The sequence below is a fragment of the Vibrio sp. 9-16B-A1 genome (genome assembly GCF_056726165.1).
On sequence record NZ_JBSDZD010000006.1, the window covers coordinates 92,980 to 118,883 of the forward strand.

Genomic DNA, 25,904 nt, shown 5'->3' on the forward strand with positions numbered 1-25,904 from the left:
ATAAGACTTGATACGGGGGAAGGCGGGCCAAAGCCCGCCTTAAATGATGTTATGCACTAACCGGAGACAGTTCGCCTTTGCCCTGGGCGCGCTTGTAGAGGAACAGGGTCAGAGTGACCGGAACCGCGATAGCCACCAGCATTGCAATCAGGAAGATGGTCCAGTACTGAGGCTGAATCGACAGGATACCCGGCAGACCGCCAACACCGATGCCGTTTGCCATCACACCTGCGCTGCCACAGATAGCCGCTGCCAGTGCAGAGCCGATCATCGCGCTCAGCATAGGAAACTTGTATTTCAGGTTGATACCGTACATCGCCGGCTCAGTTACACCCAGGTAGGCTGAAATTGCTGCCGGTACTGAGATATCGCGCTCGCCTTCTTTGCGGCTGATCAGGATGATACCCACAACTGCTGACGCCTGAGCGATGTTAGACAGGGCAATCAGAGGCCAGATTGGCGTGCCGCCCAGTTCCTGCATCAGCTGCAGATCCACGGCGTTGGTAGTGTGGTGCACACCGGTAATCACCAGCGGAGCGTACAGGAAACCAAAGATCATAGAGCCCAGTACCGCAAAGTCACCAGTCATCGCCGCTTTCGCTGCCATTGCCACACCGTCACCCAGTACGCGGCCAAACGGACCGATCAGAGCGTGTGCCAGAATCACAGACAGGATGATAGAGACAAATGGCACCACAACCAGGTAGAGGTAAGCCGGTACAATGCGTTTCAGATTGGTCTCGATAAACGCCAGCGCTATACCTGCCAGCATCGCCGGGATCACCTGAGCCTGATAACCCACTTTCTCAATCACAAACAGACCGAAGTCCCACACTTCCGGAGCCTGCTTACCGATAAGGTAGGCGTTCATCAGCTGCGGAGAGACCAGGGTAACACCCAGGGTAATACCCAGGATTGGGGTACCGCCGAGTTTTTTCACCGTAGACCAGCACACACCAACCGGCAGGAAGAAGAAGATCGCTTCACCAATCAGCCACAGGAAGGAGTGAACCGTTGCCCAGAACTGACTGATTTCAGTCAGGGTCTGACCATCAAACATTCTGATGTCGCCAATCACATTACGGAAGCCAAGAATAAGACCACCGGTAATGATTGCAGGGAGCAGGGGAACAAAAATTTCAGCAAGATGGGAGATCCCACGCTCAAGAATGTTCATGTTCTGGCGTGCAGCCAGTTTGGCTTCGTCTTTCGATGCCGCCTGAGCGCCCGACTGGTCTACCAGCATCTTGTAGACTTCATCCACTTCCGTGCCGATCACGACCTGAAACTGACCAGCGTTAGTAAAGCAGCCTTTTACGATTGGCAGTGCTTCCAGACCGGCTTTGTCCGCTGCGTCTGTGTCGTTCAGTACGAAGCGAAGACGCGTCAGACAGTGGCTGACGCTGGCGATGTTATCGCTGCCGCCGACCAGCTCAATAAGACGCGTGATGTCCTGGCTCGCTATCTTACTCATAGTATTGTCCACCCTATTGGAGTTGTGTTCATATAATTTGGGACTGTTCCCATTTCTTGAGCTAATGGTGCCAAACAAAATTATAAATAAAAATGGGAACAGTCCCATTAATTGAACACGGTCACATAAAAAGTGTAGAAGAAACGATCAATGGGTGACAGGTTTCAGGGTGATATGTTCGACAGAAACCTGTTCTGAAAGCTGATTAATCAATAGCTTAGATGCGGTTTCACCGGCTGTGTGATAGCCGGGGTCGATACTGTAGGTATTGGGAAACAGAAATGAGAGCATGGGATTACCGCCCACACCAGTCACCCGAATGTCATGACGGCCCAGCTCCTGCAGGCGTTTGATGACGCCAAGGGCGAGCGTATCACTGGCACAGGCGATTGCCTGTGGCTCATGCTCAAGCAGCTGATCGACAAGGGAATAGGCACTCTCGTGGCTCAGCTCACCGGTCACAGCGCGCGGCTGGCGCTCCGCTCTTTGACACCAGCTTCGGTAAGCCTCAAGACGCATCAGACCCGTGGTCCGGTCAGACGGATCCACGCCAAGATAGGCTATATCGTCTATCCCCTGCCCGCTCAGATGCTCCAGCGCACTCTCGATCACCGCCTGGTTATCGTAGTTCACCGAGGATACATTGTCGGTATCCATGGCGATCACCACAATGCGGTGTTGCCAGGATTCCAGCGCAGCCACATCACAGCCGGTAAAACCAAACACGATCACCCCGTCAACGTTGCGCCGTTTGAGCACTTCAAGGTGTTCGTTGGTTTTATCCCGGTCAAACTGGCTCTCCATGATCACCACGTCGTATCCGGCCTGATAGAGGCAGGAAAGTATGGCACTGACCACCCGGTTCTCAGACGGTGAGTCGAGACGGGAGATGATCACCCCGATCACTTTCTGACTGCCACCGCGCATCGACTGGGCCGATTTGGACGGCACATAGCCGGACTCAGCGATCACCCGCTCCACCTTTTCACGGGTGGCCGGTTTCACTTTCGGGTCATTGGTCAGAACGCGGGATACAGTCGATTTGCCGACACCGGCCAGACGGGCAATATCCAGGATGGTCAGTTTCTTATTCATGGGATTACTCGCTGCTCAGCGGCTCCAGATTTTGATACGGCTGAGGCTGGGTACAGATCTGAATCGGATAACTTTTCCATTTCATGCTCATCTGCGCGCCTTTAAACCACAGTTGCAGCGACTGATCGGCAGACTGGTATTTCTCGCCCGAAGCGGCAGGCACGCGGGTCAGCAGAAAACGCTCATTGTTGATCTCTGCCTGAACTTCCTGGTCGCCAAAGCGGACCACACCCACTTCAAATTCGTTGGCACACTGATAAGTCAGATCTTCCGGCGGCGGCTCAGAAGCGCATCCACCCAGCGCCAGCGCGGCAATAAACAGTCCTTTTTTCATCCGGCGACTCCCGCGCTTATTTCTGACTCAGGTATTCAGGTACATCGGCAATACTGCCCAGTACCGCATCCGCCAGCGCTTCACCTTTTTCCGTCACCGGCTTACCGGTACGTACCAGCAGCTTACAACCAACGCCGGCTGCTTCTGCTGCCATCATATCTTCCGCTTTATCGCCCACCATCACCGAGCGGGCCATATCGATTTTGAGGAAGTCACGGGCAGAGATAAACATGCCAGGTTTTGGCTTGCGACATTCACAGTCCTGTTTGTAATCACCAATGCCGTGCTCAGCGTGGTGCGGACAATAATAGAAACCGTCAAACTCAACCCCATGATCGACAAAGTTCCAGTCCATCCACTGGGTCAGCGACAGAAAACGGTCTTCACTAAACTTACCCCGCGCGATGCCTGACTGATTGGTGACCAGCACCAGCAGATAGCCCATCTCTTTCAGCTTGCGGGTTGCTTCGAACACCCCGTCAATATACTCAAAATCGTGCTCATCATGGACATAGCCATGGTCCACATTAATCACACCATCTCGATCCAAAAACACGGCAGGTTTAGCCAAAATCACGTCCTCTTTAGGGTTAACTGGCCAAATTATTACACGCTTTATAACGCTTAGCACTAATGAATTCTTTTTTAGACGTCTAGACGTAAAAATATCTATTGACTCAGAAACACGAAACCCATAGCATCAACTAACATTAAGGCACAAAAATGAAATTATCTGCTGAACAGTTGCGACATGTTCAATATATTTCATTAACAAAGCCAGCACAGGATGAAAGATGATTGAGATAAAGGACGTTAACAAGATTTTCTATCAGGGCAGCAGGGAAATCCATGCACTGAAAGAAATCAATCTGACCGTGGCACCGGGCACCATCTTTGGTGTTATCGGCTCATCCGGTGCGGGGAAAAGTACCCTGATCCGCTGCGTCAACATGCTTGAGATCCCAACCTCAGGTTCAGTCATCGTAGATGGGACGGACCTGACCCAACTTTCCAAATCAGAGCTAAGCCAGGCGCGCCGCGACATTGGCATGATCTTCCAGCACTTTAACCTGCTCTCATCGCGCACCGTGTTTGACAACGTAGCGCTGCCTTTAGAACTGGCAGGCAAAGAGCGCGCTCATATTGAAACCAAAGTCAGCGAGCTGCTGACCCTGGTTGGCCTTGCCGACAAGCGTGACACTTACCCGTCAAACTTAAGTGGCGGCCAGAAGCAGCGCGTCGCGATTGCCCGCGCACTGGCAACCGACCCTAAAGTGCTGCTGTGTGACGAAGCCACCAGTGCGCTGGATCCGGCGACAACCCAGTCAATCCTCGAACTGTTAAAAGAGATCAACCGCAAACTCAACATCACCATACTGCTGATCACCCACGAAATGGACGTGGTAAAAAGCATCTGTCATGAAGTGGCGATCATCGGTGACGGTGAACTGGTTGAAAAAGGCAGCGTGGGCGAAATCTTTGCTCACCCGAAAACAGAGCTCGCACACCAGTTTATCCGCTCGACCCTGGACCTTTCGATTCCGGAAGATTACCAGCAGCGCCTCCAGACCACCCGAGTGGAAGGCAGCTACCCGCTGGTACGCCTGGAATTTACCGGCGCAACGGTTGATGCGCCGCTGATGACCCAGATCGCCCGTAAATACAACATCGATGTCAGTATTCTCAGCTCAGATTTGGATTACGCCGGTGGAGTGAAATTCGGCATGATGGTGGCGGAGCTGTTTGGCAGCGAAGCCGATGACAACGCAGCGATTGAGTTTCTGCGTGAGCACAATGTAAAAGTGGAGGTACTGGGTTATGTCCTTTAATACAGTTAGCGAATGGCTGAGCCTGAACAGTAACCTGCTGCTTGGTGCGACCTGGGAAACCCTGTATATGGTCGCGGTCGCCGGTATCGTCGGCTTTGCAGTCGGTATTCCGCTGGGCGTTATCCTGCATACCAGCAAAAAAGGCGGCCTGCTGGAAAACACCAAACTCAATGCGATTCTGGGGGCCATCGTCAATATTGGCCGATCAGTGCCTTTCCTGGTCCTGATGGTCGCCATTATCCCGGTAACCAAACTGCTGGTTGGCACCTTCATCGGCACGACCGCGGCCATCGTACCGCTGACCATCGGCGCAATACCGTTTGTAGCCCGCCTGATTGAGGGCGCGCTGCTGGAAGTGCCGACCGGCCTGGTAGAAGCGGCTCAGTCCATGGGCGCCACCCCGGTGCAGATCATCACCAAAGTGCTGCTTCCGGAAGCGATGCCAACCATCGTCAACTCAGTCACCATTACCCTGGTGACCCTGGTCAGCTACTCTGCAATGGCCGGTACGGTGGGTGGTGGCGGTCTGGGTGATGTAGCCATTCGCTATGGCTTCCACCGCTATGACGTAACCATCATGGCAGTTACTGTAGTGATGCTGATCGTGCTGGTACAAATCATCCAGTCCCTGGGCGATGCCGTAGTGCGCCGGGTGGACCACAGATAACCTGTATATACACAAATACCCCATAAATAATAAGCAACATAAGAATTGAGATTTTAGGAACAAGGAGAAAACAATGAAGTTTAGTCTTAAAGGTTTACTGGCGGTGGCAGCAGCGACCGTAGCTCTGACCGGTTGTGGCGAAAAAGCCGTCGATAACAGCAAAATCAAAGTTGGCGTAATGGCTGGCGCTGAAGCTCAGGTAGCAGAAGTGGCAGCGAAAGTAGCGAAAGAGAAATACGGCCTTGAAGTCGAACTGGTAACTTTCACTGATTACGTGACACCAAATGCTGCGCTGGATGACACTTCTATCGACGTAAACGCATTCCAGCACAAACCATACCTGGATCAGCAAATTGCAGACCGTGGCTACAAGCTGACTATCGCAGGCAACACTTTTGTATACCCAATCGCGGGTTACTCAAAGCAGGTAAAATCGGTTGACGAAATCCAGGACGGTGCACGTATCGCAGTACCAAATGACCCGACAAACCTGGGCCGTTCTCTGCTTCTGCTTCAGCAACAGGGCCTGATCAAACTGCGCGACAACGTTGGCCTGCTGGCAACCGTACGTGACATCACAGAGAACCCGAAAAACATCACCATCGTAGAACTGGATGCCGCTCAGCTTCCACGTTCTCTGGATGATGTTGCTCTGTCAGTGATCAACACCACTTACGCAAGCTCAATCAACCTGACTCCTGAAAAAGACGGCGTGTTCGTTGAAGACAAAGAGTCTCCTTATGTGAACATTATTGTATCCCGTGAAGAGAACCTGAACGCTGAAAACGTGCAGAACTTTGTAAAAGCATACCAGACGGAAGAAGTGTACAAAGCAGCACTGGACATCTTCCAGGGCGGCGTGGTGAAAGGCTGGTAATCTGACCTTCATCCCATAAAGCAACAGGGCTGACCTCAGGGTCAGCCTTTTTCTTGCCGGATAATTGTCCAAATCGTCTGAACTGACCAATACTTCACGCTACACCCAACCTGAATAAAGAGCAAAATTCGTACAGACTTCCGTTAACATACAAAGACAACACCAGATCACGGAAGATCGCCCATGGATTATCAAACACTTGCTGCACTGACCCTGTTCGCCATCGCCGCCACTTTTTCACCCGGCCCCAACAACATTATGCTACTCACATCCGGTGCCAATATCGGCTTTCACCGCACCGTGCCACACATGCTTGGAATTGTGTTCGGCTTCTTTGCCATGACGATGATTGTAGGAACCGGCCTGGTCTCCCTGCTCGAACAGTATCCGGTTGCGAACCAGGTACTGCAGGTCGCCTGCCTTGTCTATCTGGCCTGGCTGGCTTTCCGTATCGCGACCGCAAAACCTGAACTGGCGAAGCAGACCGGCTACCGCCCGATGACATTCCTCTCCGCCGCCTGGTTTCAGTGGATTAACCCCAAAGCCTGGTCGATGTCACTGACCGCACTCGGTGCTTATAACCTGTCAGGAGACTGGCACGGCGTGTTGCTGATTGGCTCTGTGTTTGCGCTGGTCACCCTGCCTTCTGTCGGCATCTGGACCCTCGCCGGCGGTCAGCTGAGCCGCTACCTGCACCGGCCAGAGCGCATGCGCGGATTTAACATCAGTATGGCCGCCCTGCTGGCAGGCTCAGCACTGATGATGCTCTGAATCTGTGCCAGAGTTCCTCTCTGGCACAAACTCTCAATTTGCGTGTAACTGACAAACCAAACGTTTGCATTAATCATCTGAGCGCTTATCATGCCCTCCCCTGTTCTATAAAAAAGGCAATATAAGATGAAACGTACCCTGCTGGCCGCTGCCCTTGGCAGCCTGGTGGCATTTGCTGCAAACAGTGCAGAAAAAGCGGATCTGATGATCACTGACGCTACCCTGCTGACCATGAACCAGGACAAGACCGTTTACCAAAACGGCACCGTGGTAGTAAAAGACAACAAGATCATCGCGGTAGGCGACGCCTCGCTGGCAGATAAATATCAGGCCGATACCCTGCTTGATGTGGATGGCGATATCGTTATGCCCGGCCTTATCAATACCCACACCCACGTCTCGATGACCGTGTTCCGTTCACTGGCTGATGATGTGCCGGACCGTCTGCACCGCTATATCTTCCCGCTGGAAGCCAAACTGGTATCGCGCGATATGGTGCGTATCGGTGCAAACCTGGGTAACGTTGAAATGGTCAAAGGCGGCGTAACCACCTACGCCGACATGTACTACTTCGAAGACGAAGTCGCCAAAACCGTAGATAAAATCGGTATGCGTGCCATTCTGGGTGAAAGCGTGATCAAGTTCCCGGTAGCCGACGCTGCCAACGCAGAAGAGGGGATCGCTTACGCGCTGAGATTTATCGAAGAGTATAAAGATCACCCGCGCATTACCCCTGCATTCGCTCCACATGCCCCTTACACCAACACCACCGAAGTGCTGCAGAAAATCGCCAAACTGTCGGTAGAAAAAGACGTGCCTGTGATGATCCACCTGGCTGAATCCCACCGTGAGCAGGAAAAACTGGCTGAACGTTCCGGCGGTCTGTCTCCGGTTGCTTACATGGACAGCATCGGCGCGCTGAACGACAAACTTATCGCCGCCCACATGATCCTGGTCGATGACAAAGATATCGAACTGGCCAAAAAAGCCGACGTGGGTATCGCCCACAACATGAGCGCCAACATTAAGTCGGCCAAAGGCGTATCCCCGGCGCTGAAGATGTACGATGAAGGCCTGCGGGTTGGTCTGGGTACCGATGGACCAATGTCCGGTAATACCCTGGGCATTATCGAAGAGTTCAACCAGGTGGCAAAAGTGCATAAACTGGTCAACAAAGACCGCGCTGCGATGCCACCGGTGAAAGTGATCGACATGGCGACCATGGGCGCCGCCCGTGCCCTGCACATGGAAGATAAACTCGGTTCTCTGGAAGCCGGTAAACTGGCCGATATCATCGTTATCGACACCAAAGCGCCAAACATGGTACCGGTTTACAACCCATACTCAGCGCTGGTTTACTCAGCCAACTCAGCGAACGTTCGTCATACCATTGTAGACGGTAAAATCCTGATGAAAGACCGCGAAATGCTGACGGTAGATGAAGATAAGATCCGCGAGGAAGCGCTTAAGTTTACCGATACGGTGCGCAAGACCGTGATTGAGTCCGGCGAAGTGGTTCAGTAATAAAGTAAGTGAATAAAAAGCAGAAAGCCGAAGCAATTGCTTCGGCTTTTTATTTACACGTATGCTTTCAGGGCATGGTTAAGGCGTGTAGTAAGTCGCCGAGCCAGGGCCAACCGGCAGGCCAAAGACGAATACCCACACGTAGAACATCAGACTCCAGCCCACCAGGAATACTATTGAGTACGGCAGCATGGTTGCAATCAGGGTACCGATACCCAGGTTCTTCATGTAACGGGTTGCCACCGCCAGGATCAGGCCGAAGTAGCTCATCATCGGGGTGATGATATTGGTGGTCGAGTCACCGATACGGTATGCCGCCTGAATGGTTTCCGGCGCGTAACCCACCAGCATCAGCATAGGTACGAAGATAGGCGCAGTAACCGCCCACTGTGCCGACGCTGAACCGATCATAAGGTTGATAAAGCCACACATCAGGATAAAGGCGAAGAACAGCACAGGACCGGTCAGGCCGATGGTCTGCAGGAAGTCCGCGCCGGCGACCGCAAATACCTGACCAAAGTTAGTCCACTTAAAGAAAGCCACGAACTGAGCGGCGAAGAACACCAGCACAATGTACATGCCCATTGAAGACATGGATTTGGCCATCGCATCAATCACGTCACGGTCGTTCTTCATGGTGCCGGTCACCTTGCCGTAAACAAAGCCCGGGATCGCAAAGAACACGAAGATAAACGCGACGATACTCTTCAGGAACGGAGAGCCCGCTACCGCGCCGGTCACCGGGTGACGCAGAATGCCATCAGCAGGAACAATGGTCCATGCCAGCAGTGCGCTCACCACAAGTACAGCCAGACCGGCCAGCTTCAGGCCTTTCTTCTCAGTTGCTGTCAGCTTGCCCATCGAATCATTGGACAGGTCTTCCGCCGCCTCTTCCTGATTGTATTTGCCCAGTTTAGGCTCAACGATTTTCTCAGTAACGTAGGCGCCAAGAATCGAGATAACGAAAGTCGAAACAAACATGAAATACCAGTTTGCTTCAGGACCGACAGAATAAGTCGGGTCAATCATCTGCGCGGCGGTTTCGGTAATACCTGACAGCAGAGGGTCAACGGTACCGATAAGCAGGTTTGCAGAGTAACCACCGGATACACCGGCAAATGCCGCAGCCAGACCAGCAAGCGGGTGACGGCCAAGCGAATGGAACAACATCGCAGCCAGTGGGATCAGTACTACATAACCCAGTTCAGACGCAGTGTTAGAAATGATACCGGCAAATACGACGGTGAAGGTCACCATACGTTTGGACGCGCCCATTACCATACCACGCATGGCCGCAGACAGCAGGCCGGAGTGCTCGGCAATCGCCACACCCAACATAGCAACCAGTACGGTACCCAGAGGGGCAAAACCAACGAAGTTTTTCACCAGGTTGGTCACGATAAGCTGCAGGCCATCGGCATTAAGCAGGCTGACGACGTGGATCATGCCATCCGCAGCGCGCCCTTTTGCCCCTTCAGGGCGGGGATCCATCACGGAGACTTCGAAATACCCGGCAACACCGGACAGAACCAGTATGGCGACACAAAAAATGGCAAAAAGAGTGATGGGATGTGGCAGCAGGTTACCCAGATACTCTACGCCGTCCAGAAAACGGGTAAAAATGGGTTTGCGGGGTGGCTGTTGTGTTTGTGAAGCAGATGAACTCACCTGATTCCCTCCTTGTTTAAATCCTTTCCTTGCCGCGAATTGCACTGAACTCGCCGCATTTCCTTTGATATTCCTATCAAAAACACCAGGAGATTACGTTATCCACCCGTACAGGGAAAGTAACAAATGTTACAAAAGGTAAATTTCAGTGCAACTTTACACCATAATTCACCCCAAAAACCGATAGTTAAACTGCCAGCAAAATATTAATCAGCATATACATTCACAACAGAAATGCCTTACCCATTTTTATCTCAGATTTTCTGTGGGCGAAAACCCGTCTCCCGCTATCCACAATCAGGCCTGCGGGAGACTGAGGAAAACCGGCAAGGCTGCAGGCAGAACCTGAACAGGCAAGCCAACGGTTTTTATGCTATTTTTCCGGCACAGATCACCACACCCTGACAGCAGACATGAACCACAGTATCGAGCCGGTTGGCTTTATTGAATCGCCTTATAAAGAGAAATTTGCCGTTCCCCGTCAGCCAAGGCTGGCACCAGCGGCCCGCTGCCGGGTGCGCCTTTGCGGCGATGCCAACGCTCCGGAAGCGGTAAGGGGCATTGAGCAGTTCAGCCATCTGTGGCTGCTGTTTCTGTTTGACCACAACCTGGAAGCCGGCTGGAAGCCAACCGTACGCCCGCCGCGCCTGGGCGGTAACGAACGTATCGGGGTATTTGCTTCACGCTCCACATTTCGTCCCAATGGGATCGGCATGTCAGCGGTTGAACTGCACGGCGTGACGATTGAAAATGGCCTGGTGTGGCTGGAGCTGGGCTCAACCGACCTGGTAGACGGCACGCCTGTGGTCGATATCAAACCCTATATCCCCTACTCCGATGCCATCCCGGATGCAAAAGGCGGCTATGCCCAGCAGGAACCTGAAGCTCTGGCCGTGGAGCTGAGTTCAGAAGCAGAACAAAGTCTTTCCGGTCATACACGTCAGGATGAGATCCGCGAAGTGATCTGCCAGGTGCTGGCTCAGGATCCACGCCCTGCGTATAAGAAAGGCAAGCCGGACGATAAAGAATATGCGGTAAATTTGTTCGATTTGAACGTCAGATTCCGGGTAAATGAGCAAAAGGTGCAGGTTACTGCCATTGAGCGCTTTTGAGATCGCGCCCGGACTGATATTATTAGCCGCTTAACTCAAATCTCCAACACAGGTTGGAGTGTTCTTTTTAACCATGATGAACGGATACCATAGATGCGTACCAGTAAATATCTTCTTTCTACTCTGAAGGAGACTCCAAACGACGCAGAAGTTGTGAGCCACCAGCTCATGCTACGTGCAGGTATGATCCGTAAGCTGGCTTCAGGTCTTTATACCTGGCTGCCTACCGGTCTGCGTGTACTGCGTAAAGTCGAAAATATTGTTCGCGAAGAGATGAACAATGCAGGCGCTGTTGAAACGCTGATGCCCGTGGTGCAACCCTCTGAGCTTTGGCAGGAAACCGGCCGCTGGGACAAATTTGGTCCCGAGCTGCTGCGCATTGCAGACCGCCACGATCGACCGTTTGTACTGGGCCCGACTCACGAAGAAGTGATCACCGATATGGTGCGTAACGAAGTGAAGTCTTACAAGCAGCTTCCGCTGAACCTGTACCAGATCCAGACCAAATTCCGTGACGAAGTTCGTCCGCGTTTTGGTGTAATGCGTTCACGCGAATTCATCATGAAAGATGCTTACTCTTTCCATCTGGACAAAGCCAGCCTGGAAGAGACCTACGCTGACATGCATCAGGCGTACTGCAACATCTTCTCCCGTATGGGCCTGGACTTCCGTCCGGTACTGGCTGACACCGGTTCTATCGGCGGCAGCGGCTCTCACGAGTTCCACGTTCTGGCTGAGAGCGGTGAAGACCTGATCGCCTTCTCTTCTGAGTCTGATTACGCAGCGAACATCGAGAAAGCAGAAGCGCTGGCTCCGGCTGTTGAAATGGCAGCACCAACTCAGGAAATGACCCTGGTTGATACGCCAAACGCGAAAACCATCGCAGAGCTGGTTGAGCAGCACGATATCGCTATCGAGAAAACCGTTAAGACCCTGTTTGTTAAAGCGTCTGACGAAATCGAAGCGCCAATCATCGGTCTTATCATCCGTGGTGACCACGAGCTGAACGAAATCAAAGCCGAGAACCTGGCGGAAGTGGCCTCTCCTCTGGAGATGGCGACAGAAGAAGAAATTCGTGCGCTTATCGGTGCAGGCCCTGGCTCACTGGGCCCGGTTGGTCTTGAACTGCCATTTATCGTTGACCGCTCAGTAGCGGTAATGAGCGACTTTGGCGCTGGCGCGAACGTTGATGACAAACACTACTTTGGCATCAACTGGGGCCGTGACGCTGAGCTGGGTAAAGTGGAAGACCTGCGTAACGTAGTTGAAGGCGACCCAAGCCCATGTGGCCAGGGTACCATCCTGCTGAAACGCGGTATCGAAGTCGGTCACATCTTCCAGCTGGGTAACAACTACTCGAAGTCAATGAACGCATCGGTTCTTGGTCCTGACGGCAAAAACCAGATCATGGAAATGGGCTGTTACGGCATCGGCTGTACCCGCGTGGTTGCAGCAGCTATCGAGCAGAACAACGACAAGTACGGCATCATCTGGCCTGACGCGATTGCGCCGTTCCAGGTGGCTATCGTTCCTATGAACATGCACAAGTCTGAGCGCGTGAAAGAAGCGGCTGAGAAACTGTACGCGGAACTGAGCGCAGCCGGTATCGAAGTACTGTTCGACGATCGTAAAGAGCGCCCGGGCGTAATGTTCTCTGATATCGAGCTGGTGGGTATTCCGCACACCATCGTTATCGGTGACCGCAGCATGGACGAAGGCAACTTCGAATACAAAAACCGTCGCAACGGCGAGAAAACGCCGGTTGCCATGGCGGACATCGTTGAGCACGTTAAGGCTCAGCTGGCATAAGCCACACCACAGTGAAAAGAGCAGCTCCGGCTGCTCTTTTTTTATACCTTAAATCCAGAAAAACAGTATTAATCTTCAATTCATCTTCACCCTGCTATGGTTATACAAAACTTTGGAGGTGAACATGGATCTTAAACAGCTTCTTAACCAGGCGCTCAGCTCAGATATCGTCAAACAAGGCAGTCAGAAAATCAGCCAGACCACTCAGGGCATCGATAAAAGCCAGCTGGCCACCTTAGGTACCGGTGCGGCGGCAGGCGGTATTCTCGGCCTGCTGATGGGCTCTAAAAAAGCCCGTAAGATAGGCAAGAAAATGGGAAAAACCGCGCTTGGCGTGGGTGGTGCAGCGGCTCTCGGTGCACTGGCATATAAAGTCTATAACGACTGGCAGGGCGGCAATAGAGCCCCTTCAGAGCCTCAGCCGGAAAACCCGGTACCAGCCACAAACGACGATCAGCACAGCATGATCATCCTGACAGCCATGATCGCTGCCGCCAAAGCCGATGGCCATATCGACCAGGACGAGCAGGCCCGCATTGAACAGGCAGTAGCGCAGCTTGGTGCCGGAGATGAAGTAAACCAGTTCGTCAGCTCTGAGCTGCAAAAGCCGCTCGACCCGGCAGAGATCGCCCGTCAGGCTGAAAACCCGCAACAGGCTTCTGAAATTTACCTCGCTTCCCTGCTGGTGGCCGATGAACAGAACTTTATGGAAAAAGCTTACCTTAAAGAGCTCGCCAGCCAGCTGGGACTGCAGCCGGATCTCGTCGCTCAGCTTGAGGCTCAGGTCAGCTAATCGCCGATAATTTCACCACCTGACCACCGGGTTTGCGCTAACGCAAGCCCGGCCTTTGTGTTTGGCTTTCACAACGGCTATATTGAGAGCCGTTATCATTTATAAGGAAGTCCGATATGAAAGTTTATGGCTGTTGTGATCTGGTACGTGAACTGTACGCTCAAATTGGCAGCGGCGACCAGGCTTATGTTCCTCAGGCGATCAGCTGCGCGGTAAAAGCACTTAACGACATTGCCGCTGACGAATCGCTGCCAAAGGAAGCACGTGAAAAAGCCGCTTTTGCTGCCGCTAACCTGCTGATATCCGATTTCGAGGATAAGTAATGAATCTGGCGAACTTTGAGAACATGGACCCTGTAATGCTGATGAGCATCGTCAACATGAAACTGCGCGATGATTTTGGCGGAGATCTGGATAAGCTGGTTCGCTTTTTCGACATTTCCCGCCCGGCACTGGAAGCCAGGCTGGCTCAGGCCGGGTTTGAGTTCCTGCCGGAGGCCGGACAGTTTCGCTGATTCTGTTGCGAATAATGCGGTGAAGTTTCTCTAAGCCAGTAAAACCCGTCTAGACTTAATTAAGTAATAGTTCAATAGGTTACATAATAAAGCAGACGGGTATGGCAGATTCCGCAAAGCGCCCTTCCAGGCAGCCGACAATCCAGAAGACCGTGCGGCGTGCATTCATGCGCGCGGCCCTGTTACCACTATTCTGCATCGAACTCTCATTTCTGCTGGTCTACTGGGCCACCATCTCCCTGAGTAACCAGCAATCGGTCGATATTGCCAAAAGCCACTCTTACCAGAACCTCCAGCTGCACACCAGCAAGATTGCCAGACAGGTCGAAACTCAGTTGCGCGCAGTCAGTATGCTGACCCGTACGTTTGCAGGCCAGGCTGCATACGTTTTCAATGATCACCAAAGCCCCCTTTCGCCACTGCCGGATAATCTTGGCCTGAGCAGTGACGGGGCCTATTACACCACCTATGACACAGGGGGCAGCGCGGTTTTCTACAGTGGCATTGTGCCCGTCGGGGAAGCGGAAAAAGATAAAGTCCGCCTCACCTCCAGGCTCGACCCGATAATGAAATCCATCTATCTGGCCAATCCGCTGATCTCCCAGGTCTACTTCAACACCTGGGACTCCTATAACCGGATCTACCCTTTTATCAATGTTCTGAAAAGCTACCAGCCCAAAATGAACATCCCGTCCTACAGTTTCTACTACCTGGCAGATCTTGAGCACAACCCGCTACGCGATGTTACCTGGACTGATGCCTACCTGGATCCGGCGGGTTCAGGCTGGATGATCTCCGCCATCGCGCCGGTCTACTCAAAACAGAAGCCCAATAAGCTCGAAGCCGTGGTCGGGCTCGATATTACCCTCGCTTCACTGGTCAGGGATCTGCTGACCAGCCATACCGGGCTGAAAGGCAGTGCAATGATCCTTAACCAGAACGGCAGCATCGTGGCCATGCCACGCAACGCTGAGGAGATGCTCGACCTGCAGGAGCTGACCGTTCACCACTACCAGAATGCCATCGCAGAAGACAACTTCAAACCGGATGAATTTAATATCCTCAACCGGGAAGACACCCGACAGGCGATCGCCAGCGTACTCAGTCAGGAATCCGGTGTCACTGAAGTTCACCTCGAGAGCAGCTATATGCTGAGCTGGTCAAAAATCGCGGAAACCAACTGGCATCTGCTCTACTGGGCCCCGATGTCCCAAATCGAGCAGCAGTACCTGCCCATCAAGACTCACATGACCCGGATTGGCTGGCTGATGGTTTCCGGGTTGGTGCTCTTCTATGCGCTGTTTTTCTGGTACCTGGACTATCAGGCCCGCCTGCTGGGCAACAACGGACAGCAGCAGCTGACCCGCATCAGCAACCTGGTCGAAAGCATCGGCCGCGGAAACTACCAGCAGCGGCTGCCGGAAGTCAAAATGCACGAAATGGAGCTGCTGGCGAGGCTGGTGATCCGTATGGGCCGCCGCCTGGGAGACGCCTACAACGCGGTCGCCAAAGCCGAATACCACGCTGGTCACGATAAGCTGACCACATTGCCCAACCGCTACCTGATGGAAGAACACCTTAACCACTCCATCGAACTGGCCAGGAGGGAGCATCAGCAACTGGCTGTACTGTTTGTTGACCTCAACCGCTTTAAAGCCATCAACGACACACTTGGCCATGCCGTGGGGGATATTGTGCTGAAAACCGTCGCCAGCCGGATCACTTCCAAACTGCGTCACTCGGATGTGGTGGCCAGGTTTGGCGGGGATGAGTTTGTGGTGATCTTAAATGACGTTCACCGCGAGCAGGATATTCAGGTGCTGGTGGATACCATCAAGCACACCATCAGCATTCCGGTAGAGTATCATCAGGGCTGTTGCCAGATCACCGCCAGTATCGGTTATGCCCTCTATCCGCGCCACGGCCAGGACAGCCAGAGCCTGATTATTTACGCTGATGCTGAGATGTATAAACAAAAGCCTGTCCAGGGGCTGGACAGGCTTGACTGAAGATAACGAAAGTTACGCCGGTTTAGCCGAATGACACCCAGATAACTGTCGCCACCAGTACCGGACAGACAAACTTCACATACAGCGGCCATACCCGGCCAAACAGTGACTGTTCAAAGTCAGGGCAGCCTTCCGTCAGCTCTTTCATCTTAGAACTGCGGCTCCATACCCAGCCACCAAACAGACAGAACATCAGCGCGGCGGTCGGCTGCAGGTACTGAGTTGCCACTTTTGCCACCAGGCCAAACATCGCGCCGAAGTTGTAGACGATAACCACACTGAACAGAGCAATCGCACCACCCAGTACCCAGCTGGTCAGGCTGCGGCGGGTATTAAAGCGTTCACTCACCAGCGCCACCGGACACTCCAGCATTGAAATAGAAGACGTCAGCGCCGCAATGGTCAGCAGCAGGAAGAACACCACTGCAAACAGCTGCCCCAGCAGACCCAGGCTGTCAAACATCAGCGGCAACACAGTAAACACCAGAGTGTCTGAACTCAGCAGCGAACCATCCTGAGCATAGATCTGCACGCCTTTTTGCATCGCGACAAACATCGCTGGCATCACTACCAGGCCAGCAATAAACGCCACCGCAGTATCGACCAGGGTCACGCTCATCGCCATCTTCGGCAGATTCTCTTTCTTGCTCAGGTAAGAGCCATAGATCAGCATTGAACAGCCACCAATCGTCAGGGAGAAGAAGCCCTGGCCCATCGCTGCCAGAATAAGTTTGCGGTCCCAGATCTTCTCAAAATCCGGTACCAGATAGTGTTTCAGACCTTCCATTGCCCCCTGCTGAGCCATGATGTAAACAAACAGCACACCAAACAGAACAAACAGTGCAGGCATCAGACGGGTCGACCATTTCTCAATGCCCTGTTTTACGCCGCCCTGAACAATCAGTACCGTCAGTACGTAAAACACCAGAGTACCAAACAGGTTACGCTCCACGCTGAAGCCTTTAAACCAGGCGGTCGCCGCATCCAGCCCCAGAATATCGGTAATCGCACCCAGCAGGAAACAGATCAGCCAGCCGCCCACAATGCTGTAGAAAGCCAGTACCGCACTCGGTACCGAAAGACCAATCCAGCCAACCAGGCCGCCGAGTCTCTTACCCAAAGGGTTACTGGTCAGTGAGCGCATACTGTCTACCGGGTTGGCCTGACCGTAGCGGCCAATCGCCATCTCCACTACCAGCATAGGGAATGCCACCACCAGGATCATTACCAGGTAAACCAGCAGAAAGGCGCCACCGCCGTTACTTGCTGCCTGAGTAGGGAAACCCCAGATGTTACCCAGCCCTACCGCTGCGCCTGCAGCCGCCAGAACAAAACCGAGCCGGGAACCAAAATTTTCGCGTGTGCTTGCCATGTTACTTCTATCGCCGCGTACTAGTTTGCTAGTACATTAATTAAAACCGGAGGTAAACTCAAGCTATAAAAGCATATCTTCCCGATATTTTGTAAATTCTCACAATACACCTCTGGTATTACACCACTTATACCATACAAGGTTCTGGGTATTAGCCCGGGTGTGAAGTGAGCCGAAAAGGTAATGCAAGCCGGATTACGCATGCAAAACAACTGTGATTCTGAGAGCAGGAACTGAAATAAGTCTCTATTTATACATGATTTTTCCCCAAACAACGACTAAACCAATAACACAGCCCGCACGGCAGCCGGTTTACCTCTCTCCGGAAGATGTCCGCGCTTTGGCTGAAATAACCAATTGAGGGAAATTCTATGCAACGGACAATACTTGGACTGGCAGTGTGCGCAGCATTGCCCGCCTGGGCAACGGACTGCAGCAGTCTGCCGGTATGGCAGGCGGATACCGCCTACTCATCGGGTACGCAGGTACAGCAGGAAAACAATGCCTACAAAGCCAACTGGTGGTCACAGGGCCACGCACCAAAAGACTATTCTGGACAATGGCAGGAGTGGACCCTGCTCGGCGCCTGTACCGGAGGCAACCAGCCACCGGAAGTAAACCTGACCTCCCCAGCTGAAGGCGCTCAACTGACCAGCGGCAGTGTAATCACCCTGTCAGCACTCGCCGATGATGCCGACGGCAGTGTTACCAGCGTAGAGTTCCTGTTGGGCTCCACTTCTCTGGGCGTTACTACCACCCCACCGTACCAGCTGGACTGGACTACCGTAAGCGGATCACATCAGATTATTGCCGTTGCTACAGATAACCATGGCGTTTCCAGCCAGGCTATTGCCAATATCACCGTCACCCCCGCTGGTGGAGAAGTACCGCCAGTGATCACCATGACTTCCCCAACCGGGAATGAACAACTCACCGAAGGTGAAACCCTGACACTCAGCGCTGATGCCAGCGACAGCGATGGCAGCGTCAGTAAGGTTGAGTTCTTTGTCGACAGCCAGCTGGTGGCCTCCGATACCAGTGCGCCATTCAGCTATGACTGGGTGGCCACAGCCGGCCCGCACAGCTTCAGCGCCAAAGTAACCGACAACGATAACCTCTCCACTCAGTCCGGCAGCGTCAGCCTGACAGTAGCAGCAATCAGCTCAGGCGGCTGTGCCGATGCAACGCCTTATGTGGCAGGCACCAGTTACGCGGCCGGTGCACTGGTTTCCAACCAAAATCAGAAATACCGCTGTGACGTGGCGGGCTGGTGTTCATCATCTTCAGCCTGGGCTTATGAGCCAGGCGTCGGCGAGTACTGGACGGACGCCTGGACCAGCCTTGGGGCCTGCGCCGCTGCGCCGGAAGTCACCCTGACCAGCCCGGCAGATAATTCGGTCATTCTGGCCGGAAACACCGTCACTATTGCCGCTGACGCCAGCGATGCCGATGGAAGTGTCACTCAGGTCGAGTTCTTCGCCGGAGCCACCAGCCTGGGTACCGACAGTCAGGCTCCGTACAGCGTGGAATGGCTGGCCAGCCAGACCGGCGCGGTAATCCTGAAAGCAGTGGCAACCGACAATGAAGGCGCGACCGGAGAAGCGACTCATGCGGTCACCGTCAGCGATCAGCCTGTGGTGACCCAAATCACCGCACCGGCTGCTGGCAGCAGCGTTGGCCTTGGCAAATCAGTCAACATTTCTGCCGATGCCACCAGCCTGACCGGCAGCATTACCTCGGTCGACTTCCTGGTGAACGGTAACGTCGTTGCCACCGATACCAGCGCGCCATACTCAGCGGCATGGACCCCGGCAGCGATCGGCAGTTACACCCTGACCACTGTCGCCAGCGACAGCCAGAACAACAGCGCCACCTCCCAGGGCATTGCGCTGCAGGTCGTCGAACAGGTGGCGAAAAACCACAAACTGATCGGCTACTGGCACAACTTTGTCAACGGCTCCGGCTGTCCTATTCGCCTGGCAGAAATGTCTGAGCGCTGGGATGTGATTGATATTGCTTTTGCCGATAACGATCCAAACAGTGACGGTACGGTGCACTTCAACCTCTACTCCGGTGATATGCACAGCAGCTGTCCGGCGATGGATCCTGCGCAGTTCAAACAGGATATGGCAGCCCTTCAGGCCAAAGGCAAAGTGTTTGTGCTGTCGCTTGGCGGCGCGGAAGGCACCATTACCCTGAACACAGACACCGATGAAGCCAACTTTGTCAGCAGCCTGACTGCAATTATCAAAGAGTGGGGCTTTGACGGGCTGGATGTGGATCTGGAAAGTGGTTCGAACCTGATGCATGGCACCCAAATCCAGGCCCGTCTGGGCCGTGCACTGAAGCAAATCGAAGCCAATACAGGTGGCGATATGTACCTGACCATGGCACCGGAACACCCGTATGTGCAGGGTGGCATGGTAGCCTACACAGGTATCTGGGGCGCTTACATCCCGGTTATCGACCAGGTGCGCGATACGCTGGATCTGCTCCACGTTCAGCTCTACAACAACGGTGGCCTGCCTAACCCGTATATGACCGGCGCAGCTCCTGAAGGCTCGGTGGATATGATGGTCGCTTCTGCGAAAATGCTGGTAGAAGGCTTCACTCTGGCAGACGGCAGCCAGTTTGCTCCGCTGCGTGATGACCAGGTAGCCATCGGCCTGCCATCAGGCCCGAGCTCGGCGAACTCGGGTCAGGCTCCAATCCAGAACATCCACAACGCGCTGGATTGTCTGGTATCGGGCACATCGTGTGAAACCGTGGTACCGGGTAAGCTCTACCCGAACTTTGGCGGCGTCATGACCTGGTCCATCAACTGGGACCAGCACGACGGCTTCAACTTCTCGGTTCCTGTGGGTGACAAGCTGGATCAGATGAACCGCTAAGCTATAACACTCAAAGCAAAGAGGGCCGGCAATAATGCCGGCCCTCTTATTTTCACTTAAATCAGACTCAGATAGTAAACACCCGGTAGTTTTTCAGCTCAGGTATTTTCTCGTGCAGTTTCTGCTCTTCAGTTGCCACGCCTTCCAGGTCTTCACAGTACTGTTCGGCCTGCTGCTTGATCTCTCCCGACTGGGACTTCACTTTGGCTTCCAGTGAGGCTTTCAGTTCAGCCATTTTGTCTTTCAGCTCGGTGAGGTTGATGCCGCCTTCGGTTTTCATTTTCTCTGACAGCGCGGTAAAAGCACTGGAGAAAAACTCGGCGTTGAAAGTTTCCATCGCCGCGTCAAAGTCCTCACGCCAGCGGTTCCAGGCATCGCTGAAGGCTTCTTCTTTCAACACGAACTCGCCGTCCTGGTAGTAGCGGGCTTCCATATCGGCATAGAACTGGTCGATGGCTGCTTTAACGTTATCAAACGCCTCGCTGTTATCGAAGCTGGCGCTGACGTCATCAACGATCTCTTTGGCCAGATCGATGCCGTCATCGGCGATCTGTTTGGCTTTCGGTACATAGTGGTTCATCTTCTCACGATAAGACTCCACCGCCTGTTGCTGCATCGCGTCCAGCTCCAGCTTTTCGCCATTGATGAACACGTTGTTGTCTGCGTCAATCAGTACTTTTGGCGTGCCTTTCTGATACACCTCGACCTGCTGACCATCCAGGTGGACTTCACTGGTCACATCCACCTGACACTGGCCAGCGGCTACCGCTGCCTGCGAAAGGAGCAGGCCCGTTGTCAGCCATATTGCTTTTTTCATCATTACATCACCTGCTCAATAAAGTAAGTAAGTGACTGCTCACCTAACGTAAGGGTCACTTCATCATCACACAGCTTACCCATAAGCTGCATTGCCAGAGGCGCATTGGGCGTCAGCAGGATGATACTCTGGCCCTGCCACTCCAGCTTTGTCCCGCCCGCTGCCGGACCGATGAAATACCATTGTGAGCACTCACTTTCATCAGTCAGTTCCACCAGTGCGCTCATTGCCACCGGCGAGTCAGCATCAAACTCTCTCAGCACCAGCTCACGATAGAGCAAAATATCCTGCTCACACTCCGCCAGCCGCTGCGCCTGCCCATGAGCCAGATAAGCGGCTTCCAGCGCCAGGGTATCGTATTTGTGCTCAGAGACCGTCTCTTCACTGGTCGCGGAGTCTATCGCGGTTTGGGTCGCCGCCACAGCTATCTGGCGGACGTCTTCAAGCCGCTCCAGTATCGCCTGGCGAAGTTGGGATTTATTCAATGCTGCACCTCTTTTTCGCATCAGGATACCCTGACATCCCGCTAAAAGATACTCAGTTGACGCAGCTGCTCGGCGGGCGTCAGAGCGACACTCAGCCCCAGCAGGCGAATTTCACGCCTTTTTTGTCGCTCCAGTACCTTTTTCAGCAGTGGCCGGAACTCTTCCAGGGAAAGCTCCGGCTGAATATGCTCAATGGTAGTGAGCTGAAAATCGGCAAACTTCATTTTAATCCCCTGCTTGCAGATACTGCGCTGCGGGCAGGCGCGTTCCAGCCTTCGGTCAAGCTCGGGATACAGCTTCTGCTCGATAACCTGCCAGCACTCATCAAAACTTTTGATGTTCTGGCTGAACGTGCGCTCCACACCGACGGACTTGCGCTCACGCTCGGTCACGACCGGCCGGTCATCAATGCCCTGACTGCGCTTCCACAGCGAACCACCAAGGCGGCCAAAGCGGCTCAGCAACTCACGGTAATCTCCCTCACGAATATCCAGACAGGTATAGAAACCGGCCTGATTGAGTTTCTCCAGGCTGACCTTGCCGACTCCCGGGATTTTGGACAGGTCGAGTTTATCTATCTCCTGCTGCATCTTCTCCGGTGGGATCACATACTGGCCGTTGGGTTTATTCAGATCAGAAGCGACTTTGGCGAGAAATTTAATTGGTGCCACGCCGGCAGAGGCGGTCAGCCCCAGCTCATTCCAGATTTCATCACGGATCGCCTGGGCAATATAAGTCGCGCTGCCCTGATGCTGGCTGCAGTCAGTCACATCCAGATAAGCCTCATCGAGGGAGAGTGGCTCTATCAGGTCGGTATAGCGCTCAAAAATAGCCCGGATTTGGCGGGAAATGTCTTTATATACCTGCATCCGGCCGGGGATCACTACCAGCGAGGGGCAAAGCTTAAGCGCCTGGCCGGTCGGCATGGCAGAACGCACACCGAACTTACGCGCCTGATAGTTACAGGTACTGATCACACCGCGCTGCTTTTCGCTGCCTCCAACCGCCAGCGGAACATCACGGTAAGCGGGGTTATCACGCATTTCTACCGCCGCGTAAAAGCAGTCCATATCGATATGAATGATTTTTCTCATCGCAAAAACTGTATGTATGACCAGTACCAGAATCATAGCAGTAATTGCCCGGCATGAACAATGACAGATCCAGGATCCCTGCTTAAACTTATAACTGTCACTAATCAAAAGATTACAAAAGCAGAAAGACTGAGGTTATTTTGCCAAAACGAATTTTGGTGGTAGAAGACAGCCGGACCTACCGAAACCTGCTCAACATGCAGCTTTCACATGCCGGATTTGAGGTCACCCTGGCTGCCTGTTACGCCGACGCACAAACCATACTGACTGAGACTACGGACTTCATGTGCGCCGTACTAGACTACTGCCTGCCCGATGCAGAAAACGGCGAGATTATTGACCTTGTTCTGGGAGAAGGCCTGAGAGCTATCGTGCTGACCGGTCAGTTCAGCGATGTGATACGGGAAAGCGTTATCGCTAAAGGCGTGCTCGATTACATCACCAAAGACAGTACAGCCTCTGTCTCCTACCTGCTGCCGCTGCTCAAACGCCTGGCGAACAATGACATTCACAAAGCCCTGGTAGTCGATGATTCATCCATGGTGCGCAAACACGTTCAGTTTCTTCTCGAACATCAATATATTAAAACCCTGCTGGCCAGCGATGGAAAGGAGGCGCTTCGGCTCCTCTCCGAAAATCCGGATATTTCACTGGTAATCACCGATCACGACATGCCCGAGAAAGATGGTATTACCCTCACCCGCGAGATACGTCAGCATCATGACCGCAACCACCTCGCGATCCTGGGACTTTCCGGTAACAGCAACCGGACCCTGACCGCCCGGTTTCTCAAAGCCGGGGCCAACGATTTTCTCTACAAGCCTTTTAACCAGGAAGAGTTCTACTGTCGGGTCCAGCATATTCTGGATATGAAAGATGCCACCGATGAGCTCTACCGCCTCGCCAATCAGGATCCGCTGACCAGCCTGTGGAACCGGCGCTATATCTTTGAGTTCAATGAAACCGAGGATATCCTGCAGCGCAACGTCGCCATGATCGACATCGACTTCTTTAAACGGGTTAATGATACCTGGGGGCATGAGTTTGGTGATGCGGTGATCGTTGAAGTCGCCAATCAGCTTCGTCAGCATTTCGAAAACGACCTGGTAGCCCGCTTTGGTGGCGAAGAATTTTATGTTCAGAACAATGGTAACTATGGCCGCTTTATAGGGGGGCTTGAACAGCTCAGGCAGGATGTTGAAAAACTGACAATGAAATATGACGGAGAAGAAGTCCGGGTCACCGTCAGCGTGGGGGCAGTTTGCGGCTCATGTGAAGATGAACTGAACCGGCAAATTCAGATAGCCGATGAGCGGCTCTATCAGGCTAAACAGAACGGCAGAAACCGTTTAGTTACCGGGTAGCCAAAAGCCTGCCACCCGGTTTCATCACTCAGGGATCAGATAATCTGATCCTTTTTCCACTTCGCCTGACGGGCAGCACGGGCTTCACGCCTTTTACGTGCATCACACGGTTCAGGACAGTTGCAGACCTTTTCGATCCCCACCGCCCCAAGGCCACCACAGCTGCCTTTGACCACTTTTTTCTGGAAGATATAACCCACAGCCATTGCCAGAATCACGGCCAGAAATACCCCGAAAGTGACTAAAAACGTCGTCATGCCTGGTCCTTACTTCTTCATAAAGGGTTTAAACGCCTCAGAGTACAGCTCTTTAAAGCCATCCTGAGTCTTAACAATAATCATAGCCGCGATTTGGTTCTCATTGGCCATTTTAAGGCCCTGCTCATCACCCATGACCATGATACCAGTAGCCAGGCCATCTGCAGTCATACACGACGGGTGCAGTACAGTAACCGAAACCACTTTGTGATTAATAGGCTTACCGGTCTGCGGGTTGATGATGTGAGAGTAACGTACACCATCCTGCTCGAAGTAGTTACGGTAATCGCCCGAAGTGGCAATCGCCATCTCGCCCGGCTCGATGATCTCCTGAATAGCCCGCTCTTCAACGTTCGGCTTTTCAATCGCGATACGCCATGGAACCTGTTTGCCGTTGACCCCTTTCAGGCGGATTTCACCACCGACTTCAACCATGTAGTCTTCAACACCCTGAGACTCCAGGTAATCCGCGACTACATCCACACCCCAGCCTTTGGCGATAGTAGACAGGTCAACATACAGCTCCGGCAGGGTTTTACTCAGGGTGTTACCCTCAACGCTCAGGTGAGTAATACCTGTCATCGCTTTACGCGCTGCCAGTTCTTCATCGGTTGGCACCACGTCCGGGCGGGCTTCCGGGCCAAATCCCCACAGGTTAACCAGCGGGCCAACGGTCACATCCAGCGCGCCCTGGGTCAGGTGATTGAGGCGAATCGCTTCTTTAACCACTACCGCAGTCTCTTTTGATACCTCAAAAGGGGCATCGCCACGGAACTGATTAAAACGGCTCAGCTCCGAAGTCTTGCGATAAGTCGACATCTGGTCGTTAACCTGCTCCAGCAGCTTATCCACGCCCGCCTGCAGGTCCTGAGACGACGGCGTACCCTCGCCCGGCAAATATTTAACGTTGTAGCTGGTCCCCATGGTCGGACCGGAAAAATGCACCTGCTCAGGCGCCTGGCTGCAAGCCGCAAGGGCAAAAAGAGAAGCGAATACAACAAGCCACTTTTTCACTTGTTTAACTCCTGTTGATTATTAATAGATAAAATAGGAATGAGGATGGGTACTGGGTACTGGGTACTGGGTACTGGGTACTGCAAGCAGGCTGAACTATACCAGTCTTACCATAAAGTCAGAGCTGTCAATTT

24 protein-coding genes are annotated in these 25,904 nt (G+C 53.2%); 13 read left to right on the top strand and 11 right to left on the bottom strand.

The genetic code is table 11. The features are described from left to right. Positions 1-49: 49 nt before the first annotated feature. The 4 genes from treB to gmhB all read right to left on the bottom strand — a co-directional run bounded on the left by treB (position 50) and on the right by gmhB (position 3,474). Entirely contained in the window at positions 50-1,474 is a 1,425-nt protein-coding gene (gene treB / locus ACVB80_RS11640) for a PTS trehalose transporter subunit IIBC (RefSeq protein ID WP_481081448.1), read from the bottom strand. Positions 1,475-1,621: 147 nt separating this feature from the next. Next, positions 1,622-2,569 carry a trehalose operon repressor TreR gene (treR, locus tag ACVB80_RS11645; RefSeq protein ID WP_481081449.1) on the bottom strand — a complete coding sequence of 316 codons (948 nt, stop codon included), beginning with the start codon at positions 2,567-2,569 and terminating at the stop codon, positions 1,622-1,624. Between the two features lie 4 nt (positions 2,570-2,573). Continuing rightward, the gene (locus ACVB80_RS11650; protein WP_481081450.1) at positions 2,574-2,903 is read right to left on the bottom strand and encodes an MliC family protein; all 330 of its coding nucleotides are present in this window, start codon (positions 2,901-2,903) and stop codon (positions 2,574-2,576) included. Between the two features lie 16 nt (positions 2,904-2,919). Next, the gene (gene gmhB / locus ACVB80_RS11655; protein ID WP_481081451.1) at positions 2,920-3,474 is read right to left on the bottom strand and encodes a D-glycero-beta-D-manno-heptose 1,7-bisphosphate 7-phosphatase; all 555 of its coding nucleotides are present in this window, start codon (positions 3,472-3,474) and stop codon (positions 2,920-2,922) included. A gap of 223 nt (positions 3,475-3,697) precedes the next feature. On the opposite strand from gmhB, the gene metN reads away from it, so the two are divergent. The 5 genes from metN to ACVB80_RS11680 all read left to right on the top strand — a co-directional run bounded on the left by metN (position 3,698) and on the right by ACVB80_RS11680 (position 8,571). Beyond that, complete coding sequence (metN, locus tag ACVB80_RS11660) at positions 3,698-4,732, top strand: methionine ABC transporter ATP-binding protein MetN (RefSeq protein ID WP_481081452.1); 1,035 nt, start codon at positions 3,698-3,700, stop codon at positions 4,730-4,732. Next, positions 4,722-5,399 carry a methionine ABC transporter permease gene (locus ACVB80_RS11665; protein ID WP_481081453.1) on the top strand — a complete coding sequence of 226 codons (678 nt, stop codon included), beginning with the start codon at positions 4,722-4,724 and terminating at the stop codon, positions 5,397-5,399. Before metN ends, ACVB80_RS11665 begins: the two co-directional genes overlap by 11 nt. A gap of 73 nt (positions 5,400-5,472) precedes the next feature. Beyond that, on the top strand, positions 5,473-6,276 hold the full coding sequence (gene metQ, locus ACVB80_RS11670) for a methionine ABC transporter substrate-binding lipoprotein MetQ (RefSeq protein WP_481081454.1): 804 nt from the start codon (positions 5,473-5,475) through the stop codon (positions 6,274-6,276). 183 nt (positions 6,277-6,459) lie between these two features. Continuing rightward, entirely contained in the window at positions 6,460-7,047 is a 588-nt protein-coding gene (locus ACVB80_RS11675; protein ID WP_481081455.1) for a LysE family translocator, read from the top strand. Between the two features lie 126 nt (positions 7,048-7,173). Continuing rightward, positions 7,174-8,571: an amidohydrolase gene (locus ACVB80_RS11680; RefSeq protein ID WP_481081456.1), complete on the top strand. Its 1,398-nt coding sequence runs from the start codon at positions 7,174-7,176 to the stop codon at positions 8,569-8,571. A 78-nt stretch (positions 8,572-8,649) separates the two neighbouring features. Here the strand turns inward: ACVB80_RS11680 and ACVB80_RS11685 are convergent, their stop codons facing one another. After that, a complete protein-coding gene (locus ACVB80_RS11685) occupies positions 8,650-10,239 on the bottom strand; it encodes an AbgT family transporter (RefSeq protein ID WP_481081457.1) in 1,590 nt (529 codons plus the stop codon). 413 nt (positions 10,240-10,652) lie between these two features. Between ACVB80_RS11685 and tsaA the strand changes: the two genes are divergently transcribed. The 6 genes from tsaA to ACVB80_RS11715 all read left to right on the top strand — a co-directional run bounded on the left by tsaA (position 10,653) and on the right by ACVB80_RS11715 (position 16,476). After that, complete coding sequence (gene tsaA / locus ACVB80_RS11690) at positions 10,653-11,351, top strand: tRNA (N6-threonylcarbamoyladenosine(37)-N6)-methyltransferase TrmO (protein WP_481081458.1); 699 nt, start codon at positions 10,653-10,655, stop codon at positions 11,349-11,351. A 93-nt stretch (positions 11,352-11,444) separates the two neighbouring features. Next, positions 11,445-13,160, top strand: coding sequence for a proline--tRNA ligase (locus ACVB80_RS11695; RefSeq protein WP_481081459.1), 1,716 nt, complete (start codon positions 11,445-11,447; stop codon positions 13,158-13,160). A 124-nt stretch (positions 13,161-13,284) separates the two neighbouring features. After that, positions 13,285-13,953: a tellurite resistance TerB family protein gene (locus ACVB80_RS11700; RefSeq protein WP_481081460.1), complete on the top strand. Its 669-nt coding sequence runs from the start codon at positions 13,285-13,287 to the stop codon at positions 13,951-13,953. A gap of 116 nt (positions 13,954-14,069) precedes the next feature. After that, entirely contained in the window at positions 14,070-14,276 is a 207-nt protein-coding gene (locus ACVB80_RS11705) for a YaeP family protein (protein WP_481081461.1), read from the top strand. Next, positions 14,276-14,467, top strand: coding sequence for a DUF4250 domain-containing protein (locus ACVB80_RS11710; RefSeq protein WP_481081462.1), 192 nt, complete (start codon positions 14,276-14,278; stop codon positions 14,465-14,467). Before ACVB80_RS11705 ends, ACVB80_RS11710 begins: the two co-directional genes overlap by 1 nt. A 101-nt stretch (positions 14,468-14,568) precedes the next feature. Next, entirely contained in the window at positions 14,569-16,476 is a 1,908-nt protein-coding gene (locus ACVB80_RS11715; protein WP_481081463.1) for a diguanylate cyclase domain-containing protein, read from the top strand. Between the two features lie 22 nt (positions 16,477-16,498). Here ACVB80_RS11715 and ACVB80_RS11720 read toward each other — a convergent pair whose 3' ends face one another. Continuing rightward, positions 16,499-17,848: a sodium-dependent transporter gene (locus ACVB80_RS11720; RefSeq protein WP_481081464.1), complete on the bottom strand. Its 1,350-nt coding sequence runs from the start codon at positions 17,846-17,848 to the stop codon at positions 16,499-16,501. A 371-nt stretch (positions 17,849-18,219) separates the two neighbouring features. Between ACVB80_RS11720 and ACVB80_RS11725 the strand changes: the two genes are divergently transcribed. Continuing rightward, positions 18,220-20,739, top strand: coding sequence for an Ig-like domain-containing protein (locus ACVB80_RS11725; RefSeq protein ID WP_481081465.1), 2,520 nt, complete (start codon positions 18,220-18,222; stop codon positions 20,737-20,739). Between the two features lie 67 nt (positions 20,740-20,806). Here ACVB80_RS11725 and ACVB80_RS11730 read toward each other — a convergent pair whose 3' ends face one another. The 3 genes from ACVB80_RS11730 to dinB are packed head-to-tail and all read right to left on the bottom strand — an operon-like array spanning position 20,807 to position 23,135. After that, positions 20,807-21,556, bottom strand: coding sequence for a YggN family protein (locus ACVB80_RS11730; protein ID WP_481081466.1), 750 nt, complete (start codon positions 21,554-21,556; stop codon positions 20,807-20,809). 2 nt (positions 21,557-21,558) lie between these two features. Further along, positions 21,559-22,041 carry a transcription elongation factor gene (locus ACVB80_RS11735; RefSeq protein WP_481081467.1) on the bottom strand — a complete coding sequence of 161 codons (483 nt, stop codon included), beginning with the start codon at positions 22,039-22,041 and terminating at the stop codon, positions 21,559-21,561. Between the two features lie 41 nt (positions 22,042-22,082). Continuing rightward, entirely contained in the window at positions 22,083-23,135 is a 1,053-nt protein-coding gene (gene dinB, locus ACVB80_RS11740; RefSeq protein WP_481081468.1) for a DNA polymerase IV, read from the bottom strand. A gap of 140 nt (positions 23,136-23,275) precedes the next feature. Between dinB and ACVB80_RS11745 the strand changes: the two genes are divergently transcribed. Next, positions 23,276-24,499, top strand: coding sequence for a diguanylate cyclase (locus tag ACVB80_RS11745; protein ID WP_481081469.1), 1,224 nt, complete (start codon positions 23,276-23,278; stop codon positions 24,497-24,499). A 35-nt stretch (positions 24,500-24,534) separates the two neighbouring features. Here ACVB80_RS11745 and nqrM read toward each other — a convergent pair whose 3' ends face one another. Both nqrM and ACVB80_RS11755 read right to left on the bottom strand, forming a co-directional pair. Beyond that, the gene (gene nqrM / locus ACVB80_RS11750) at positions 24,535-24,756 is read right to left on the bottom strand and encodes a (Na+)-NQR maturation NqrM (RefSeq protein WP_481081470.1); all 222 of its coding nucleotides are present in this window, start codon (positions 24,754-24,756) and stop codon (positions 24,535-24,537) included. Positions 24,757-24,765: 9 nt separating this feature from the next. Further along, positions 24,766-25,770, bottom strand: a complete 1,005-nt coding sequence (locus ACVB80_RS11755) for an FAD:protein FMN transferase (protein WP_481081471.1) — start codon at positions 25,768-25,770, stop codon at positions 24,766-24,768. Positions 25,771-25,904: the final 134 nt, after the last annotated feature.

Excerpts from the sequence above, each read along its gene's own strand:
- treB (WP_481081448.1), bottom strand. The coding sequence starts at position 1,474 with ATGAGTAAGATAGCGAGCCAGGACATCACGCGTCTTATTGAGCTGGTC.
- treR (WP_481081449.1), bottom strand. The coding sequence starts at position 2,569 with ATGAATAAGAAACTGACCATCCTGGATATTGCCCGTCTGGCCGGTGTC.
- ACVB80_RS11650 (WP_481081450.1), bottom strand. The coding sequence starts at position 2,903 with ATGAAAAAAGGACTGTTTATTGCCGCGCTGGCGCTGGGTGGATGCGCT.
- metN (WP_481081452.1), top strand. The coding sequence starts at position 3,698 with ATGATTGAGATAAAGGACGTTAACAAGATTTTCTATCAGGGCAGCAGG.
- ACVB80_RS11665 (WP_481081453.1), top strand. The coding sequence starts at position 4,722 with ATGTCCTTTAATACAGTTAGCGAATGGCTGAGCCTGAACAGTAACCTG.
- metQ (WP_481081454.1), top strand. The coding sequence starts at position 5,473 with ATGAAGTTTAGTCTTAAAGGTTTACTGGCGGTGGCAGCAGCGACCGTA.
- ACVB80_RS11675 (WP_481081455.1), top strand. The coding sequence starts at position 6,460 with ATGGATTATCAAACACTTGCTGCACTGACCCTGTTCGCCATCGCCGCC.
- ACVB80_RS11680 (WP_481081456.1), top strand. The coding sequence starts at position 7,174 with ATGAAACGTACCCTGCTGGCCGCTGCCCTTGGCAGCCTGGTGGCATTT.
- tsaA (WP_481081458.1), top strand. The coding sequence starts at position 10,653 with ATGAACCACAGTATCGAGCCGGTTGGCTTTATTGAATCGCCTTATAAA.
- ACVB80_RS11695 (WP_481081459.1), top strand. The coding sequence starts at position 11,445 with ATGCGTACCAGTAAATATCTTCTTTCTACTCTGAAGGAGACTCCAAAC.
- ACVB80_RS11700 (WP_481081460.1), top strand. The coding sequence starts at position 13,285 with ATGGATCTTAAACAGCTTCTTAACCAGGCGCTCAGCTCAGATATCGTC.
- ACVB80_RS11705 (WP_481081461.1), top strand. The coding sequence starts at position 14,070 with ATGAAAGTTTATGGCTGTTGTGATCTGGTACGTGAACTGTACGCTCAA.
- ACVB80_RS11710 (WP_481081462.1), top strand. The coding sequence starts at position 14,276 with ATGAATCTGGCGAACTTTGAGAACATGGACCCTGTAATGCTGATGAGC.
- ACVB80_RS11715 (WP_481081463.1), top strand. The coding sequence starts at position 14,569 with ATGGCAGATTCCGCAAAGCGCCCTTCCAGGCAGCCGACAATCCAGAAG.
- ACVB80_RS11720 (WP_481081464.1), bottom strand. The coding sequence starts at position 17,848 with ATGGCAAGCACACGCGAAAATTTTGGTTCCCGGCTCGGTTTTGTTCTG.
- ACVB80_RS11725 (WP_481081465.1), top strand. The coding sequence starts at position 18,220 with ATGCAACGGACAATACTTGGACTGGCAGTGTGCGCAGCATTGCCCGCC.
- ACVB80_RS11730 (WP_481081466.1), bottom strand. The coding sequence starts at position 21,556 with ATGAAAAAAGCAATATGGCTGACAACGGGCCTGCTCCTTTCGCAGGCA.
- dinB (WP_481081468.1), bottom strand. The coding sequence starts at position 23,135 with ATGAGAAAAATCATTCATATCGATATGGACTGCTTTTACGCGGCGGTA.
- nqrM (WP_481081470.1), bottom strand. The coding sequence starts at position 24,756 with ATGACGACGTTTTTAGTCACTTTCGGGGTATTTCTGGCCGTGATTCTG.